Source organism: Psychrobacillus antarcticus, assembly GCF_029533155.1.
Lineage (GTDB): Bacteria > Bacillota > Bacilli > Bacillales_A > Planococcaceae > Psychrobacillus > Psychrobacillus antarcticus.
In genome coordinates, this window is the sequence record NZ_JAIZDB010000006.1 from 97,345 (window position 1) to 114,586 (window position 17,242).

The following is a 17,242-nucleotide window of genomic DNA, read 5'->3' on the forward strand; positions in this document are numbered from 1 at the left end:
AATATAAATTTCACCTTGTTTTTTACACTTTATTAGAGTAAAATGTCCTTTATACACACACATATGTTTGTTCAAGAAGAACAGAAAGGCGGAATACATCATGGCTTGGCAAGGACTAATTGAAGAATATAAAGAGTTTTTACCAGTAACAGAGAAAACACCTAAATTGACTTTACTGGAGGGTAATACGCCTCTTATTAAGCTAGAAAATTTATCTAAAGAATTAGGTATCGAATTATATGTGAAGATAGAAGGAGCAAATCCTACTGGATCTTTTAAAGATAGAGGCATGGTTTTTGCGGTTGCAAAAGCAAAAGAAGAAGGAAGTAAAGCAGTTATTTGTGCTTCTACAGGAAATACTTCTGCTGCCGCTGCTGCTTATGCAGCTCGCGCGGGCATGCGAGCAGTTATTGTTATACCGGAAGGAAAAGTAGCTGCTGGAAAGTTAGCTCAAGCATATATGTACGGAGCAGAGGTCATTCAAATAGAAGGAAACTTCGATGTGGCACTTGAAATGGTTCGTGCAATTAGTGAAACTTCCCCTATTACTCTAGTGAATTCTGTTAATCCATATCGTATTGAAGGTCAAAAGACAGCAGCCTTTGAAATTTGCGATGTGTTAGGTAGCGCACCAGACTATCTAGCAATACCAGTCGGAAACGCGGGTAATATTACTGCCTACTGGAAAGGGTTTAAAGAATATAACGAGAAAAAACAAACAGGTCTTCCTAAAATATTTGGCTTTGAAGCTGAGGGTTCAGCCGCTATCGTACAAGGAAAACCTATCGAATTTCCCGAAACAATTGCTACTGCAATTCGTATCGGTAATCCCGCAAGCTGGAAAGGCGCAGAAGCAGCGCGCGATGAGTCTAACGGTGTGATCGAAGCTGTAACTGACGATGAAATTATCGAAGCATACAAACTAATTGCAAGCAGAGAAGGTATCTTCGCAGAACCAGGCTCATGTGCTTCCATCGCAGGTCTATTGCGTTCTGTCAAAGAAGGAAAAATTAAAGCAGGAAGCAAAGTAGTCGCAGTACTAACTGGTAACGGTTTAAAAGATCCACAAACTGCAATCGACGTAAAAGTTGCGGAGCCACATAAAATTGAAAGTAATGCACCAGCTCTTAGCGCATTTATAGAGGAGGTGCTAGCGTAATGGTTTGGTGTATTTCAATACCAGCAAGTACTGCGAACCTTGGACCGGGATTTGACTCCATTGGCATTGCACTAGATAAGTATTTAGAACTTGAAGTAGAGTTAGCGTCCGATTGGAAAATCATTAACCTGTCAAGTAATCTTCCGGACGTGCCAAACCCACTGGATCATTTGATCGTACAAGCTGCGGAAAAAACTGCGGAGTTACACGGTTTTTCCCTACCACCGTGTTTAGTGCGAGTGAAGAGTCAAATCCCACTAGCACGTGGTATGGGAAGCAGTGCTTCTGCCATAGTCGCGGGAGTAGAATTAGCCAATCAAATCATGGAACTACAGCTCACTGACCAGGACAAATTAAAAGTGGCAACGCTTATGGAGGGACATCCTGACAATGCAGCAGCTTCCATTTACGGTGGCTTTACGATCTCCTCTAATGCAGAAAATGGAGAAATAAATGTATTTCATGCAAATCATATCGAGGCTTCATTTGTGCTATTTATCCCAAACTTCGAGTTAAAAACAGCAAAGGCTAGACAAGCACTGCCAGATACTTATACTCGTCGAGAAGCAGCACAAGCAAGTGCAACTGCAAACTTGTTAACTGCAGCTTTTCTCTCACAACAATTTGAACAAGCTGGAGCTTATATGGAACAGGACTTATTTCACGAGCCATACCGACTCGATTTGATTCCACAGAGTAAGGATATAAAAATTTTCGCTAAAAACGCAGGTGCATATGGTACTTGTATTAGTGGAGCAGGTCCTACCCTACTCTCACTTGTTGAAAAAGGAACAGAAGAGGAATTCATTTGTAAGTTAAAAGGACATTTCACTGATTTCGACATCGTTGCAATACCAATGAATCGTACAGGTATTGTTGTTACGATAAAAGATACGGAGAGCGCCCACTAAGGGAAATTCCCGTAAATTAGAGTTGTATTATACGTAAAAAGGCAGCGCAACCTTCAAACGAAGTTGCACTGCCTTTTATTATTAAGCTAGTAGAACAAGACTTAGAGCCATTACTGCCATTCCTGCAACGAGTCCGTAAATAGATGAATGGGTTTCATCATATTTTTTTGCTGCTGGTAATAATTCATCTAAAGAAATAAAGACCATAATCCCCGCTACTCCAGCAAATATTACTCCAAACGCGACTCCATTTAAATATGGCATCAATACTAAATAAGCAACAAACGCTCCAACTGGTTCAGCTAAGCCAGACAAGAAAGATAACTTAAAGGCTTTCTTCCGACTACCAGTTGCATAGTATATAGGTACTGCTACTGCAATTCCTTCTGGTATATTGTGAATAGCTACTGCAATCGCAATTGCAATCCCCAAATCGGGATCTTGTAGAGCAGATGCAAAGGTCGCTATTCCCTCTGGAAAATTGTGAATTCCTATTGCCAATGCTGTGAAAACACCCATTTTCATGAGTTTTGTCTGCTCTGCATTGCTTATTTTGACATCCATATCTTCTACACTTTTTACTTCATGTGGGTTACCAAGACTAGGTATTAATCGGTCGATTACCGCAATTACGAACATCCCGCCGAAAAAACCAACTAATGTCATCCAATAACCGTTAGTCTCTCCAAGTTCTGCAACGAGAGAATCCTTAGCTTTCACAAATATCTCTACCAAGGATACATAAATCATAACTCCTGCTGAGAAACCTAATGCAACGGATAAAAATTTAGTATTTGTGCGAGATGTCAATAATGAAAGTAGACTACCAATCCCAGTTGCAAGACCAGCAAATAATGTAAGTAACAAAGCAAAGGCTACATTTCCATCCATTGACCCAACTTCTTTCTATTTATCGATTTTCATTTATTATACGCAAAATGTTTCCTTTACGCAACTCTTTTCAACTAGTGAAAATATAAATTTTTTAATTTGGAAATTTTCACGTTTCTTATCAATTGGAAAGCCAACACCCCTCCTTTAATATCTTCCCCAAGTGACCTAGGTTTAACCTATTTTTGCGATAAGTCGATTTATAGATCCGAATGCCTTCTATCTTTTTTATAAAATGCTTTAACAAATGAAAAAACACTGGAAGAAGTGTACGACACTTAATCCAATGCTGATTTTTTATAAAGCCTTCATTGCTACTCTTATTCTATTCCACGACAGTGTAACTACCATGCTCCATAGCAATTACATACTCAGGTTGTGGTGGTTTTCCACCGTGCTCTTTAATTTTATTTTTATGTCCCGCAATATGCTCTGGACTCTTTTCCCATGCTTTCCAAGCCTCTTCTGATTCCCAACGAACTATCATTAATACTTCTTCTTCACCACGACGAACATTTTTCACTAATAGTTCGCGCCCTATAAAACCTTCACGCTGTTCAATTAATGTTGGACCTTGATCAGGTTTTTTCTTAAAACGTTCAATAATTTTATCTGCGTTACCTTCAGTCACTGTCCACTTACGAATTTGCACTAACATTTCCATTCCTCCATTTTAAATCTATCTTTATGATATTCTCTTTTTTAGCTTTCCGTATCAATTGGCTTGTCTTCATTAATAATCTCTTGAGTTGTTTCTTCTACTTCATATAATTCAAATAACTGCGAAAACTCTTCCATAAGCATTTCTACCGCTTTCAATTCACCCACTATGATTGGATTAATCGATTGTAATTCGGGAGTTTCTAGTTGTTTCTTTAATGCTATAGATTTCATATTCATCATATCATAAAACGCTAATGCTCTCCCACGTCGGAACGTTTTAGCACCATGTCTTTTTTCTTTGCCATCTACTTTTTCTGGTCTTCCTCTACGTTGTCCTTCATGATGATTTTCGTCACGACGATTATGTCTACCTCGAGGATGTGATTCACTTCTCATATAAAACTCCTCCTTTGTATACGTTTGTATACGTTTGTATACGATTTAAATGTATACAAACGTATACATTTAGTCAATTTATAAAGCTAAAATTATCTAAGGTAAAATCAAAATTTCCTGTTCGCTAAATAGTTTCCGATATTCAACCAATCCTGCTCAAGAAAGTCCCGATTGGACGGTCTATAAAACACAGATGCAGGGTGATAGGTAGGAATTATCATATAACTTTCAGCCGAACATATAAATACAGTAGAATCCAGAGACTCCAAGTGACGTATTGGTTGATTTAGCAGTTTACCATGTAACATGGAAACCTTTGCATCTTTTCCTATTAATCGCTGTAAACCTACATTTCCTAATGTAACAATAATATTAGGTACAATATTTTTTAATTCATAATCTAATATTGGAGCATGTGCCACCACTTCTAACGCAGTGGGCGGCCGATTATACTTTCTTTGCATTACCTCGCCATTTCGAGCCTTCTTTTCTCTCCACACATATGGTCGACTACGAACTGCACTGGTCATATATACGTCATCTCGGGTCAATCCAATACTTTCTAACGACTTATTTAATTCGTCCCCTGCTCTACCGATAAATGGCACCGCCTTTATCGCCTCATTCTCTCCAGGAGCTTCACCTATTAACAGTATACTTGGTTTTTTTGGGCCTTTCCCTTTAACAAATCCTTCAACAGGAAATCCCGCTATACGTTCGATTCCTAGTTTAACAAGCTCCTCTGGTATTTCAAACATGTATCTCACTCCTTTTAAAAAAACCTTTCCAATGAGGAAAGGTTTTTACTGTGTATACTTTTTAAAAACTCTATTTCTATATTCATACCACAATGCCACGATGACAAACCAAGAATACCCAATCATCCATCCGGCTAAAACATCTGAAGCATAATGTCTGTGTTCCGCAATTCGAGATAAACCTACCATCACAGTGACAAATATAGTGACTAACCAGATTAAAATTCGTCTCGTTTTATTGGACTGATGCTCTGTTAAAAAGTAGGCAATTGTAAACAAATATAAAAGCCCAACCATTGCATGACTGGAAGGAAAGCTAAAAGTCTCTAACTGTTGCGGGACATCGGGGCGTTCTCTTTCAATCCATTTTTTTAGCATTTGATTCAGAACATTCCCAAACCCTATAGACAGTAAAACAAAGAGCATTCCTCGATAATTTTTTGAGCGAAACCATAGATAAACAATTAATAAAAGCGTTATAAATATAATAAATTTAGTATCCCCTAAGTAATGAAAAAAAACAATTACTTTATTATCTCCAAACAACTGGGACATCTGCGAATCAAACTGAGCTATTTCTGTCGTATTAAAATATAAAAAGAGGGCAGCAAACCCTAATAATGTTACTAGACTAAGTGGATAAAACCATTTCTTCACAAAAAAACCTCCTATCCCATAACAAAATTATAAGCTAGAAATATGTGGATGTACAATGAATACTGCCTTTTAAAATCAAGATATGATATCCGAATATAGTTGACTTCCACTCCATTCAGGCGGACGCTTTCCGCTGGGAACGTATCCTCCTGAACCGAAAATCAGAAGTAACATTTAATTTTTGTACTATTTACACTGAGTTAGTAGCTTTATAAACCGTATATTTTCTTTAAATAAAGAGCCACCCTTCTCGTTTGCACGGTTAGGGTGGCTCCTCGTTAGTTTGAATTATTTTAATTCATCTAAGATTTCTTGTAATTTTGCTGCTTCAGTTGTTACACCGTTACTTGAGAAGTACCAGTTCGTACCATCTAAGTATACGATCTTACCTTCTTTATAAGCACGAGTTTGTTTAATAATATCATTTTCGATATCTGCTTTAATCGTTTCTACATCCGAAACTGTACGATCAACGACTAATAATACTTCTGGATCTACAGAAAGTATTGACTCATAAGAAAAGTCAGATCCATGGGAAGACGCATCAATATCAGTTGTTGCTGGTTTGAAACCAAAGTCATTGTACACATATGCGAAACGAGAATTTGCGCCATTATCGAAACCAGACATTTTTTTGTCGTCATACATAGCAACTAATGCATTTTCATAGCCAGCTACTTTTTCGTTTACAGCATCCACTTTTTCTTGTAATGCAGCCTTTAACTCTTCACCTTTTTCTACTTTATCAAACATATTAGCTGCTAAGTCAACTGTTTCATAAACTGCATCAATATAGTTAGAGTTATCTGAACCAATGAATACTACGTTTGGTGTGATTTCTTTTAATTCTTCATAGAATGGAGTTTGACGACCAGAGATAAAAATGATATCTGGTTCTGCAGCTGCCACTGCTTCGAAGTCGATTGCTTTTAATGTACCAACGTCAGCAATATCATCGCTTGGTGCATATTTTTCTTTTAAGTGTGTTGGAATGTTCCCTTTACCGCCACCAGCTGGTACACCTACGATACCTTCAACGCCTAATGCATCAAGTGTATCTAAGAAACCGTAGTCCAAAGAGATAATGCGCTTAGGCTCTTCTTCTAATGTAATATCTTCAAAAGTAACTGAAGCGCCTTCTTCTGTTTCACGCGCAGTACTTAACGAAGATACTGTCATAGGAAATGCTGATTCTTCTACTACTTCTTTTTCTGTCTCACTTGCTTTGTTTGTGTCACTTGCTTTAGGTGTTTCTGTTTCTTCTGATCCACATGCAGCCAACATTAATGCTAATGCTGCTGCAGTAATTATATTCCACTTCTTCATACTAATTTTTCTCCTCCTAATAATTAACTCATTCACCCTCTGGTGTGATAATGAAAATCATTCTCATCAACTAACCAAATTCTAGTTGAGTATCCTCAGATTGTCAATTACTTTATTAAAATTAATTATGAGAATTAAAATATACACAAATTCGGCAACCGTCTTGTACTTGAACAGGAATATGCATATCATATACTTCGCGCAAAGATTCTGAGTTAATAATCTCATTTGTTGGACCATCTTTTACTAGACGTCCATCCTTCAACGCAACGATACGATCTGAATAGACGGAGGCAAAGTTAATATCGTGCAACACGATGACAACTGTTTTCCCTAGCTCATCAACAAGTTTACGCAAGATTTTCATAATTTGTACTGAATGCTTCATATCTAGATTGTTTAATGGTTCGTCGAGTAAAATATATTCCGTATCTTGCGCAATAACCATAGAAATGAACGCACGTTGTTTTTGTCCACCAGAAAGCTCATCTAAAAACTTATCTTGCATATCAGTTAAATTTAAATACGCTAACGCTTTGTCCACAAATTGGTTATCCTCTTCGTTTAAACGACCTTTCGAGTATGGATACCGTCCAAAAGATACAAGCTCACGAACCGTTAAACGAACATTTAAATGATTTGCTTGCTTTAAAATCGCAACTCGTTTTGAAAATGCATCTGATTTCATTTTCTTAACGTCCGATTGATCCAACAACACTTCTCCAGTATCCGCATCTAACAAACGGCTCACCATTGATAATAACGTTGATTTACCAGCACCATTAGGTCCAATAAAGGACGTAATGGCTCCAGATTGAATTTTTAATGTGACATTTTCGACAACAGTTTTTTTCCCAAAGCTTTTAGAAAGACCTTTAAGTTCAATCATGCTGTTTTCCTACTTTCCTTTAGTAACAAGTAAATAAAGTAAAGCCCACCGATAAAGTTAATAATTACACTAATCGTTGTCGTTAAATTAAATACATGTAGCACTAAGAATTGTCCGCCCACTAATGCAATAACACTTATTAAGCTTGCGCCAACTATTAAAACGGAATGTTTGTATGTGGAAAAATATTGATAAGCTAAGTTGGAAACAATTAACCCTAAAAATGTAATTGGTCCAACTAACGCTGTTGATACTGCAATTAAAATCGATGATAAAATTAATATTCGTAAAACCATTTTGTCATAGTTAATACCTAAGTTTATTGCATGTTCACGCCCTAAAGACATTACATCTAACTTATGTAATATGCGTCTACCATACAGAAATGCTAAAGAGACAATACCTGCTGATATAAATAGCAATTCTGTTTTTACGTTCATAAAGCTAGCAAATAATCGAGCTTGTAAGCTTTCATACTCCACCGGATCAATAATTACTTGCATAAATGTAACTAAGCTACCGAGTAGTGTACCGATAATCATACCTGCTAATAGTAGCAAGAAAATAGGATACTTATCTGCTCGGAATAAGAAACGATATAAAATCACTGCAAATAGTACCATTGCAACAACTGATACACCGAAGTTTAAGTAACGACTTACAACAAATATGGAAGACGATCCTAAAGCAAAGTAAATAATTGTTTGAACGATGTGATACATCGAATCGATACCCATAACCGATGGTGTTAACAATCGATTATGCGTTACTGTTTGAAACGCTACTGTTGCATAAGCGATTGCAGTTCCTGTAATGACCATTGCAAATAATCGTTCTAATCGTTTTGGAAATGCATAACTAAACCCGCCTTTTATGTCGTAAAACGCAAATAACAACATACAAATTAAGGCAATTACCGATAATATAATTAACTTCGTACTATTTTTGCGCATATGCTTTCCCCCTAAATAACATAATTAAGAAGATCGCACTACCGATTACTGCAACTGTAGTATTAACCGGAATTTCATATGGATGTACGATTAAGCGGCTAATGATATCGCAGAATAATAAGAATGCTGCGCCCATAAAAATGGTATGAGGAATTGTTTTACGTAAATTGTCCCCTAAATAAAGGGAAACAAGGTTAGGCACAATTAATCCTAAAAACGGTATAATACCGACTGTTAAAACGACTGTCGTAGAAATAACTGCAACAATAATTAAACCAATATTCAATACCGTTCGATAGCTTAACCCAAGGTTTTTAGCAAAATCCTCACCCAAACCTGCTACGGTAAATTTATTGGCATAAATATATGCAATAATAATCGCTGGGACAGCTACATAAAGAAGCTCATACCGACCAGATACAACTAATGTGAAACTCCCTTGGAAAAACGAATCAACATTTTGTAAAATGTTCGCTTCATACGCCAAGAAAGTAGAAAATGCTCCAATAATATTCCCGTACATAATCCCTATTAGTGGGACAAATATTGCATCTTTGAACTTAATACGTTCAAGTAGCTGCATAAAGATAAATGAACCAATTAATGCGAAAGCAAAACTAAACATGATTTGGCCGATATAGGACATACCCGAAAAGAATAACATTGATATGATGATACCTAATTTTGCTGCATCTAACGTACCAGCCGTTGTTGGCGATACAAATTTGTTTCGGCTTAAACTTTGCATGATTAAACCTGCAATACCCATCCCTGCGCCAGCTAAAATTATAGCGAATAATCTTGGTAACCGACTTATTAAGAAAATCTGTGTTTCTAACGATTCCCAATCAAGCAAATCACTCGGCTTTATGTCAATCGCACCAATAAATAGCGAAATTACTGACAGGATGATCACTGTAACTACCAACATCCACAGTCTCATTTTAAACCCCATATTTCTTTTATTCTCAGATTAGCGAGAATCATTCTCAACACTGAGTAAAAATTTATTTTGTATTTGAAGATATAACATCCCCAAATATAAGTCCGACTAGCGGGTCATATATAACTTCCTTAAATATAATACATTCCATTAATAAATACTTAGTTGGTGATTGAGCCTTTTTTATAATTAGACTACATATGAGTAAATCTTTTCAAAATTATAGTCGCCACTCTTTTAAATAATGAATCACTATTGAAAATCATTATCAATTAATTATAGCATCTCGACTCTTTAAGTCAACGACTAAATGAAAATGGTTTTCAATTGAAACTCAATTGAAATGCCATTTTACCCTATTTTAACCCATTTCTATTTTACTACATTATTCTCCTAATTCAAAAAGGCTTTTGCAATTGTTGTTTTTTCGCAACATTTACACAAGCCTTTTGACACTAAGTGTTCATTTAAATTTCTTTCGCACTATCTATAATCTCTTGTGGGACCACTATCTCATTTATTTCGTTAAATTTAGAGAAGTTTGTTTTAACGTCCATTTTTAAGTTGATCGTTTCTCCATCCATTGTCATATCCATATCTATAACCATATCTAATTTGTTCGTTTGGAATGATTCTTTGTCAATATGAACTACATAGTCGACCGAATGAATGGTATAGTCTAAGTCAACATTTCCTTCTCCAGTAAGGCTTTGAAGTGCTTCATCTACTTGATCTTTCACAAGACTTGTAAACTCTTCACCACTGCCTTCAAGTGTTAAAATATAGTTCTCATCGTCTTGTTCAAATTCCACTTTTTCTAAATATTCTTCTAAAGGCTGTAGTTGTGCTGCTGGATCTGTTTGGTTCGTAGCACCCATCATTTGGTCTACCATTTCCTTAGGAAACTTCATCCACTGTGCAGCAGTTCCTTCATACACATACAATGCATCTTCCGTAATATAAGTCTCCATATCAATCTCTTGAGATTCGCTTCCTTCGCCAACGCCCATCATAGTGGTTGTCCCTTTTTGATGCATTTGCATTGGTTCTATTATATATTCCATATCCATCATGGATTTTATATCCAGCGTCATTTCTTCACTTGGAATACTCATTGTTTGTTTCATATCTATCGTACCTTTTACGCTTTTAAGCTCTTCTGAAGCTTTCATTGACTTGTCATATACTTCTTGTAAGGTAAGTTTACTAGTTTCTGTTACCTCTTTATCTTGTACCGGCGTTGCAGTTTCGTTACATGCAGCCAAACCTAACGCTAAGGTTACTACGGATAATAGAGCTGTCCATTTTTTCATAAAAATAATCATCCCTTCTCAGTAAGATACTTACTTTACGGGATGATTGCATAAAAGGTTTCATTTTGTTGGAATTTACTTAACGCCACGCATATATTTTTGAATCAACGGAGTCATCAAGTACAGTAATAAACCAATAACTAGAGCTACTGCTCCAATGACACCGAAGTAAATAATTTCGTTTTCCGGCGTGTAAAATTTAACTACTTGAGCATTGATTGCTTGAGCTGATGCGTTCGTCATAAACCATAAACTCATCGTTTGAGCTGCGAATGCTCCTGGTGCCAGTTTCGTTGTTGCAGATAACCCTACCGGTGATAATAAGAGCTCTCCTAATACTACAAGGAAAAAGCTCAGTACAAGCCAGAAAGGACTAACTAGTGAATCTGTTCCATTGAAGTAAGCTGGAATAATCATGACGATAAAAGACAACCCTGCAAATAACAAACCAAATGAGAATTTTTTAGGAGTAGATGGTTGTCTGTCCCCAAGTTTCACCCACATCCAAGCAAAAACTGGTGCCAGAGCAATGATAAATAATGGATTTAACGATTGGAACCAGGCAGGTGAAATCTCATATGAGCCAATCATTAAATCTACTCGCTCATCCGCATACTGTGCCAAAATGTTAGAACCTTGCTCTTGAATCGCCCAGAACATCATAGCCGCAACAAATAATGGAATATATGCAAGTAAGCGAGACCTTTCATCTTCCGTTGTTTTACTGCTTCTATACATAACGATAAAGTACAAGGTAGGAATTATGATACCTAGTATAGAGACAGTCATGATGAACCCATCTAACGTTAAAATTCCTTGTTGAATCAATACAAAGCCAATAACTAAAATTATAACTATAGCAATACCAATTCTAGTTAATACTTTTTTGCGTTCATCTTTGGCCATTGGGTTTGGCACATATGTACCTGCTAACCCTAGATATTTCTTTTTAGTTACTAAAAATACGACTAAACCAATTGCCATACCGACCGCAGCAAGACCAAATCCTAAATGGAAGTTATACTCAAGACCAATTGTTCCAACGATTAAAGGTGCGATAAACGCTCCCATATTAATCCCCATATAGAAAATGCTAAAACCTGAATCACGACGAGTATCTTCTTTAGAATACAGATCCCCGATAATACTTGAAATATTTGGTTTCAACAAGCCTGTCCCAATGATGATTAATGCCATCGAGGCAAACAAAGTAGTTAAACCACCTGGGAATGCCAAGACGATATGACCGAACATGATGAGAACCCCACCATAGAATACCGTTTTCGTCGTACCGAATAGGCGGTCAGCTATCCAACCTCCAATAATTCCAGACATATAAACTAGTGAACCATACACAGCCATAATGGAGTTAGCAGTAGAACGTTCTAGTCCCAATCCTCCCTGCGTTACTTCGTAATACATATAGTAGATTAGTATTGCGCGCATTCCATAGTAAGAAAAACGCTCCCAAAACTCCGTGAAAAACAATGATAGTAATGCTTTCGGATGACCAAAAAATCCCTTCTGAGGGACGGATTTAACAATTTCTTCTTTTGTTGGCATCTTTTTACCTCTTTTCTAATTTTGAAAACATTAGGAATACACTCTATCGCCATATTAATGGATTACATGAAAAGTAACCTAATGCCCATAAACCTAACAAGACACATATTATAAACTGCCCTTTTGCAATTGTCAAAAAACCTTTTATATTTCAACTAAGAAGATTTCTAGTAAAAAAGAGCGTAATATCAACGTTCTAATATAAAATATAGCGAAAATTTTTACTGAAATTGGAATTTTATTTATTCTATCGAATTTAATTATTTCGACTTTTGAAATTGTTGGTTATAATAGTCGTTATGACAGAAGGAAGGAGCTAATAAAATGCTCAAGAAGTTTTTTTCATATTACAAACCGCATAAACGACTATTTATCATTGACTTCAGTAGTGCTGTATTTGTCGCAATTTTAGAGCTCGCATATCCAGTTGCAGTTCAATGGTTTATCGATGACTTGTTACCTACTGGGGATTGGAGCATGATAACAAAAATCAGTATCCTACTATTAGTGGTATTTATCCTCAGCACTTTTCTACAGTATATCGTAAGTTATTTTGGCCATAAACTCGGCATTAATATAGAAACCGATATGAGACAGCAATTATTCACCCACGTTCAACGCCAATCATTCCGGTTCTTTGATAATACAAAGACAGGCCATATTATGAGTCGAATTACAAATGATCTATTTGATATAGGCGAACTGGCTCATCATGGTCCTGAGGATTTATTCATTGCCATCATGACTTTAATCGGGGCCTTTACGATTATGTACAATATCAATCCAGAGCTTGCAATTATCGCGATCGTCATGGTGCCAGTACTATCCGTTGTAGCAACATACGGTAACATCATGATGAACAGAGCTTGGAAGAATATGTACGGTAAAATTGCTGATGTAAACGCTCGAGTGGAGGACAGTGTTTCTGGTGTTCGCGTCGTCCAATCATTTACAAATGAACATTTTGAAATAGCTCGTTTTAAAGAAGATAATGGACAATTCCGTTTAGCTAAGCTTGTTGCCTATAAAGTAATGGCTGGTACACATTCCAGTATTTATATGTTAACTCGTTTAGTAACCTTGGTAGTGCTTGTTGTCGGAGCTTGGTTCACGCATAAGGGAACGCTTTCCACCGGGGAGCTTGTAAGTTTTGTTCTATATGTCAATGTGTTGATCAAACCCGTTGATAAAATTACCGCACTACTTGAACTATATCCTAAAGGGATGGCTGGTTTCAAACGTTTCTTAGAGCTAATCGAACAGGATCCTGAAATTCAGGACAAGCCTAATGCACTTACTGTTCAGCATTTAAAAGGAGATATAACTTTTGAGCAAGTTGGTTTCCGATACGATGAATATAAACCTGTATTAGACAATATCAATTTGTCGATTAAAGCAGGAGAAACTATCGCATTTGTAGGTCCATCTGGTGCAGGAAAAACTACTATTTGTTCGCTAATCCCAAGGTTTTACGATGTTCAAGAGGGTGCGATTTCTGTAGACGGGTTGAATATTCAAGATATGACGATGAAATCATTGCGTTCACAAATTGGTATTGTTCAACAGGACGTGTTCTTATTTACAGGGTCCATTCATGAGAATATCGCATATGGTAAACAAGATGCGAGTGAAGCAGAAATTCGAGATGCGGCCAAAAAGGCTCATTTAGAGGATATGATTGCATCTCTTCCAGAAGGTTACGATACACAAATTGGAGAACGAGGACTTAAATTATCTGGTGGACAAAAACAACGTCTAGCAATAGCTCGTATGTTCCTGAAAAATCCGCCAATTTTAATTTTGGATGAGGCTACATCTGCTCTTGATACTGAAACGGAACGATATATCCAGAAGTCTCTGATGGAGCTAGCTGAAAATAGGACTACGCTTATTATTGCACATAGACTTGCAACTATTCGTGATGCGGACCGTGTACTTGTTGTAACAGAGGACGGTATCGTGGAAGATGGGTCCTATAGTGATTTAGTGGCACAGGATGGCATTTTTGCTAGACTGCATAACATACAGTTTCAAGAGGTTTAATTGGCTCAACTAAAAAGTTGTCTTCCGGTAGTTAACTACCGGAAGACAACTTTTTTATCCTATGGTTTTATTCGGGTGATTCACCTAATTGTTCCCGCTAAAGTAGCAATTTTCTATTGAACAAATAGAAATTCTTGAAAGCGATCATAATCTGACTTTTTCAGTTCTACTTGTACAACCGTGCCTTCTTCTTCATATGAGGTAGCGGAAACGGATGCATGCTCGTTTAAGTAAGATACAATATCTCCTCGATCAAATGGGATCAATAGTGAGCAATGCACATAATTAAAGAAGATATGTTTTTTAATAATGTCTAATAACTCTTCTAATCCTGCTCCCTCTTTCGCAGAAATCCAAATATTATCGCCTGTTACATTCGGGTATTTCAAATCCGCTAAATCAGATTTGTTATATATATAGACAGTTGGAACATCTTCTACACCAACAGCTTGAAGTGTTTCATTCGTAACGTCCATCATAAAACGATGTTCTGCGTTCGATACATCCACCACATGTAAAAGTAAGTCCGCATCACGTGCTTCTTCCAATGTGGAGCGAAAAGCTTTCACTAAGTGATGGGGAAGCTTGCTAACGAAACCTACCGTGTCGGTTAATAAAAATTCCTTTTGATCGGGAAGTTTAATCTGTCTTACGGAAGTTTCTAGGGTTGCAAAAAGCATGTCCTTCTCAAATACCTGTTTGGATTCCATTTGACCAACTTTGTTCAGTAATTGGTTCATAATGGTCGACTTACCAGCATTCGTATAACCTACTAAAGATACAACTGGAATAGCATTTTTCTTACGTTGCTTGCGCTGTGTCTCTCGTTGATCTTTTGCATGGTCGAGGTCCTTTTTAAGTTTAGCAATCTGGTCTTCTATTTTACGTCTATCTAGCTCAAGTTTTGTTTCCCCAGCACCACGGTTTTTAAATCCACCGCCAGTTCCTCCGCCTTGTCTACCAAGAGATGCTCGAAGTCCTACAAGACGTGGGAGCATATATTGAAGCTGCGCTAAGTCTACTTGCATCTGTGCCTCATTCGACTTCGCACGGCGAGCAAAGATATCGAGTATTAGCATCGTTCGGTCAATAACCTTGCAGTCTAAATCGCGTTCTAAGTTTCTAATTTGGGATGGCGACAGTTCGTCATTGAAGATAATTAGATTAGCCCCAGCTTCTTCAAAGAGGTTTCTAATCTCCTCTACCTTCCCTGTGCCAACGTAATGGGACGAAGTAACTCGATCAAGATTTTGCGTGACCTGCCCAACTACTTCCACATCTAAAGCACCTGCTAAATTGTGTAGTTCTTCCAATCCATATTCAAAATGCTCGTCCTTTTGTAGTTTTACAGCAACGAGTATTGCCTTTTCTATTAATTCATCCATATAATTTCTCCTTTTAAAGAAAGCGATAGATTGCTTGTTCGTAAATGATTTCTTCCTGTCGATTAGATCCAACTATATCAATGCTGGCAAGTCGCTCTTTAGCATTATTTGTACTTTGTTTAAATATTAAACGTGTATTTTCCAACAGTAATGTTTGCTCATCATGTTCTATCAGTTGAAAATAACTTTTCCACTTATTCATTACTTCCCTTGGATTTCGAACTTGAAACTCACAGGCTGTAATTGATAATTCTAAATTACTTTTTTCTATTGTTCCATCTTCCTGAAGCAAGCGATACTTGTCCTCATCACTTTCCTCCCATTCTATAAAGAACGGTAATGGTAATGCATCACTTATTTCTTCTTTTACAAATAGCATTTTCCACTTACGCACTAGACCACTAGTCGTCTTCCTTTCAGCATGTAGAACACCAGATGTTTTTATACCCTGCTCCTCTAGCTGTATACAAAGGCCATCTATGGTTGTCGTACGTATGCAAATTGTATTGAACCCCGCTCCACTCTTTTTCAAGTCATGAAGGATTAGATTGATCAAAGGGTGATTTGCATTTTTTGCAACATCTTCATATTCTGCTGCAAGCCATTCAATATAGCTAGTTTTCGTATAAAGAAGTGCGTTATATGTTCCCCACTTAGTATGTTGACCACCCACTACTGCGTGAATTCCTTTTTCAGTCCAATCTTCAGCTACTTCTTGCGGCTTTTTCGTTACGCTATGAACGATATGATCCAAATACATTTTAGTGCCTCCATTCAATAATTCCCTTGTCATTAGTATACCAACAAATGTAAAGAGCATCGATTGGAAAAACCGATGCTCTCACATTTTATTAAGATCCTACCTTAATAACCTGTGTCTTAACAACAATATCATAAAGTGACTTTTTTCTTTTAGTGAATATAGCGGTTAAAATATATGCAAACATAAGGGCATAGATAATTCCGCCGATGATATAGTACTTGAACGGAACTTCTGCATCTCCTAGGTAAATTAGACGATAAACAAGATAATGCGAAAGCTCCCAAGGTAAAAATTTTAGGACGTTTCGACAAATTGCATGAAGTAACGAAAGAGGTTCTTCTTTTTCATTGACCACCTTAATCCCTATATATTTCTTTCCAAATGACTGTCCACCTATCACTGAGTCACTCATAATAAAATAGAGTGAAACTGGCAAAGTGACCATTATAAATCCTGTGACCTGAGCTACTACAAGTGATTCACTGAAAAGATTTTGTACAGAAGGAAATAAAAAAATATTCAAGATAGCAAGTACAATCAGGTAGGCAAATATAAGTAAGTAATCAAACATAAACGCCTTGAATCGCATTATAAATGTTGCATTCACTTAAATTTACTCCTCCTATTGT

The 17,242-nt window shown here is 36.9% G+C and carries 17 protein-coding genes; 3 read left to right on the forward strand and 14 right to left on the reverse strand.

Annotated elements, in window-relative coordinates; genetic code table 11:
• Positions 1 to 100: 100 nt before the first annotated feature.
• Together thrC and thrB are read left to right on the forward strand one after the other, a co-directional pair.
• Positions 101 to 1,159, forward strand: a complete 1,059-nt coding sequence (gene thrC, locus LDK52_RS04555; RefSeq protein ID WP_277584763.1) for a threonine synthase — start codon at positions 101 to 103, stop codon at positions 1,157 to 1,159.
• On the forward strand, positions 1,159 to 2,070 hold the full coding sequence (gene thrB / locus LDK52_RS04560) for a homoserine kinase (protein ID WP_277584764.1): 912 nt from the start codon (positions 1,159 to 1,161) through the stop codon (positions 2,068 to 2,070). Before thrC ends, thrB begins: the two co-directional genes overlap by 1 nt.
• An 81-nt stretch (positions 2,071 to 2,151) precedes the next feature.
• Here thrB and zupT read toward each other — a convergent pair whose 3' ends face one another.
• From zupT to LDK52_RS04615, 11 genes are all read right to left on the reverse strand, one after another.
• Positions 2,152 to 2,961, reverse strand: a complete 810-nt coding sequence (zupT, locus tag LDK52_RS04565) for a zinc transporter ZupT (RefSeq protein WP_277584765.1) — start codon at positions 2,959 to 2,961, stop codon at positions 2,152 to 2,154.
• Between the two features lie 325 nt (positions 2,962 to 3,286).
• Positions 3,287 to 3,619, reverse strand: a complete 333-nt coding sequence (locus LDK52_RS04570; RefSeq protein WP_277584766.1) for an antibiotic biosynthesis monooxygenase family protein — start codon at positions 3,617 to 3,619, stop codon at positions 3,287 to 3,289.
• Between the two features lie 44 nt (positions 3,620 to 3,663).
• The gene (locus tag LDK52_RS04575; protein WP_277584767.1) at positions 3,664 to 4,020 is read right to left on the reverse strand and encodes a hypothetical protein; all 357 of its coding nucleotides are present in this window, start codon (positions 4,018 to 4,020) and stop codon (positions 3,664 to 3,666) included.
• Positions 4,021 to 4,127: 107 nt separating this feature from the next.
• Positions 4,128 to 4,778: a uracil-DNA glycosylase gene (locus LDK52_RS04580; protein WP_277584768.1), complete on the reverse strand. Its 651-nt coding sequence runs from the start codon at positions 4,776 to 4,778 to the stop codon at positions 4,128 to 4,130.
• A gap of 45 nt (positions 4,779 to 4,823) precedes the next feature.
• A complete protein-coding gene (locus tag LDK52_RS04585) occupies positions 4,824 to 5,435 on the reverse strand; it encodes a phosphatase PAP2 family protein (RefSeq protein WP_277584769.1) in 612 nt (203 codons plus the stop codon).
• A 288-nt stretch (positions 5,436 to 5,723) separates the two neighbouring features.
• On the reverse strand, positions 5,724 to 6,761 hold the full coding sequence (locus tag LDK52_RS04590; protein ID WP_277584770.1) for a siderophore ABC transporter substrate-binding protein: 1,038 nt from the start codon (positions 6,759 to 6,761) through the stop codon (positions 5,724 to 5,726).
• A gap of 121 nt (positions 6,762 to 6,882) precedes the next feature.
• Complete coding sequence (locus tag LDK52_RS04595; RefSeq protein ID WP_277584771.1) at positions 6,883 to 7,650, reverse strand: iron ABC transporter ATP-binding protein; 768 nt, start codon at positions 7,648 to 7,650, stop codon at positions 6,883 to 6,885.
• On the reverse strand, positions 7,647 to 8,603 hold the full coding sequence (locus LDK52_RS04600) for an iron chelate uptake ABC transporter family permease subunit (RefSeq protein ID WP_277584772.1): 957 nt from the start codon (positions 8,601 to 8,603) through the stop codon (positions 7,647 to 7,649). Before LDK52_RS04600 ends, LDK52_RS04595 begins: the two co-directional genes overlap by 4 nt.
• Positions 8,590 to 9,546, reverse strand: coding sequence for an ABC transporter permease (locus tag LDK52_RS04605; protein WP_277584773.1), 957 nt, complete (start codon positions 9,544 to 9,546; stop codon positions 8,590 to 8,592). The genes LDK52_RS04600 and LDK52_RS04605 overlap by 14 nt, the downstream gene beginning before the upstream one ends.
• Before the next feature lie 467 nt (positions 9,547 to 10,013).
• Positions 10,014 to 10,859, reverse strand: a complete 846-nt coding sequence (locus LDK52_RS04610; protein WP_277584774.1) for a DUF6612 family protein — start codon at positions 10,857 to 10,859, stop codon at positions 10,014 to 10,016.
• A 75-nt stretch (positions 10,860 to 10,934) separates the two neighbouring features.
• The gene (locus tag LDK52_RS04615) at positions 10,935 to 12,422 is read right to left on the reverse strand and encodes a peptide MFS transporter (protein WP_277584775.1); all 1,488 of its coding nucleotides are present in this window, start codon (positions 12,420 to 12,422) and stop codon (positions 10,935 to 10,937) included.
• A 324-nt stretch (positions 12,423 to 12,746) separates the two neighbouring features.
• Between LDK52_RS04615 and LDK52_RS04620 the strand changes: the two genes are divergently transcribed.
• Complete coding sequence (locus tag LDK52_RS04620; RefSeq protein WP_277584776.1) at positions 12,747 to 14,465, forward strand: ABC transporter ATP-binding protein; 1,719 nt, start codon at positions 12,747 to 12,749, stop codon at positions 14,463 to 14,465.
• A 113-nt stretch (positions 14,466 to 14,578) separates the two neighbouring features.
• Here LDK52_RS04620 and hflX read toward each other — a convergent pair whose 3' ends face one another.
• The 3 genes from hflX to LDK52_RS04635 all read right to left on the reverse strand — a co-directional run bounded on the left by hflX (position 14,579) and on the right by LDK52_RS04635 (position 17,220).
• Complete coding sequence (hflX, locus tag LDK52_RS04625) at positions 14,579 to 15,850, reverse strand: GTPase HflX (RefSeq protein ID WP_277584777.1); 1,272 nt, start codon at positions 15,848 to 15,850, stop codon at positions 14,579 to 14,581.
• A 13-nt stretch (positions 15,851 to 15,863) separates the two neighbouring features.
• Complete coding sequence (locus LDK52_RS04630; RefSeq protein WP_277584778.1) at positions 15,864 to 16,610, reverse strand: VOC family protein; 747 nt, start codon at positions 16,608 to 16,610, stop codon at positions 15,864 to 15,866.
• Positions 16,611 to 16,701: 91 nt separating this feature from the next.
• On the reverse strand, positions 16,702 to 17,220 hold the full coding sequence (locus LDK52_RS04635) for an RDD family protein (protein ID WP_277584779.1): 519 nt from the start codon (positions 17,218 to 17,220) through the stop codon (positions 16,702 to 16,704).
• Positions 17,221 to 17,242 lie beyond the last annotated feature (22 nt).

Bases quoted from the DNA above. Each gene is read 5' to 3' on its own strand.
- thrC (WP_277584763.1), top strand. From the start codon at position 101: ATGGCTTGGCAAGGACTAATTGAAGAATATAAAGAGTTTTTACCAGTA.
- thrB (WP_277584764.1), top strand. From the start codon at position 1,159: ATGGTTTGGTGTATTTCAATACCAGCAAGTACTGCGAACCTTGGACCG.
- zupT (WP_277584765.1), bottom strand. From the start codon at position 2,961: ATGGATGGAAATGTAGCCTTTGCTTTGTTACTTACATTATTTGCTGGT.
- LDK52_RS04570 (WP_277584766.1), bottom strand. From the start codon at position 3,619: ATGTTAGTGCAAATTCGTAAGTGGACAGTGACTGAAGGTAACGCAGAT.
- LDK52_RS04575 (WP_277584767.1), bottom strand. From the start codon at position 4,020: ATGAGAAGTGAATCACATCCTCGAGGTAGACATAATCGTCGTGACGAA.
- LDK52_RS04580 (WP_277584768.1), bottom strand. From the start codon at position 4,778: ATGTTTGAAATACCAGAGGAGCTTGTTAAACTAGGAATCGAACGTATA.
- LDK52_RS04590 (WP_277584770.1), bottom strand. From the start codon at position 6,761: ATGAAGAAGTGGAATATAATTACTGCAGCAGCATTAGCATTAATGTTG.
- LDK52_RS04595 (WP_277584771.1), bottom strand. From the start codon at position 7,650: ATGATTGAACTTAAAGGTCTTTCTAAAAGCTTTGGGAAAAAAACTGTT.
- LDK52_RS04600 (WP_277584772.1), bottom strand. From the start codon at position 8,603: ATGCGCAAAAATAGTACGAAGTTAATTATATTATCGGTAATTGCCTTA.
- LDK52_RS04605 (WP_277584773.1), bottom strand. From the start codon at position 9,546: ATGAGACTGTGGATGTTGGTAGTTACAGTGATCATCCTGTCAGTAATT.
- LDK52_RS04610 (WP_277584774.1), bottom strand. From the start codon at position 10,859: ATGAAAAAATGGACAGCTCTATTATCCGTAGTAACCTTAGCGTTAGGT.
- LDK52_RS04615 (WP_277584775.1), bottom strand. From the start codon at position 12,422: ATGCCAACAAAAGAAGAAATTGTTAAATCCGTCCCTCAGAAGGGATTT.
- LDK52_RS04620 (WP_277584776.1), top strand. From the start codon at position 12,747: ATGCTCAAGAAGTTTTTTTCATATTACAAACCGCATAAACGACTATTT.
- hflX (WP_277584777.1), bottom strand. From the start codon at position 15,850: ATGGATGAATTAATAGAAAAGGCAATACTCGTTGCTGTAAAACTACAA.
- LDK52_RS04630 (WP_277584778.1), bottom strand. From the start codon at position 16,610: ATGTATTTGGATCATATCGTTCATAGCGTAACGAAAAAGCCGCAAGAA.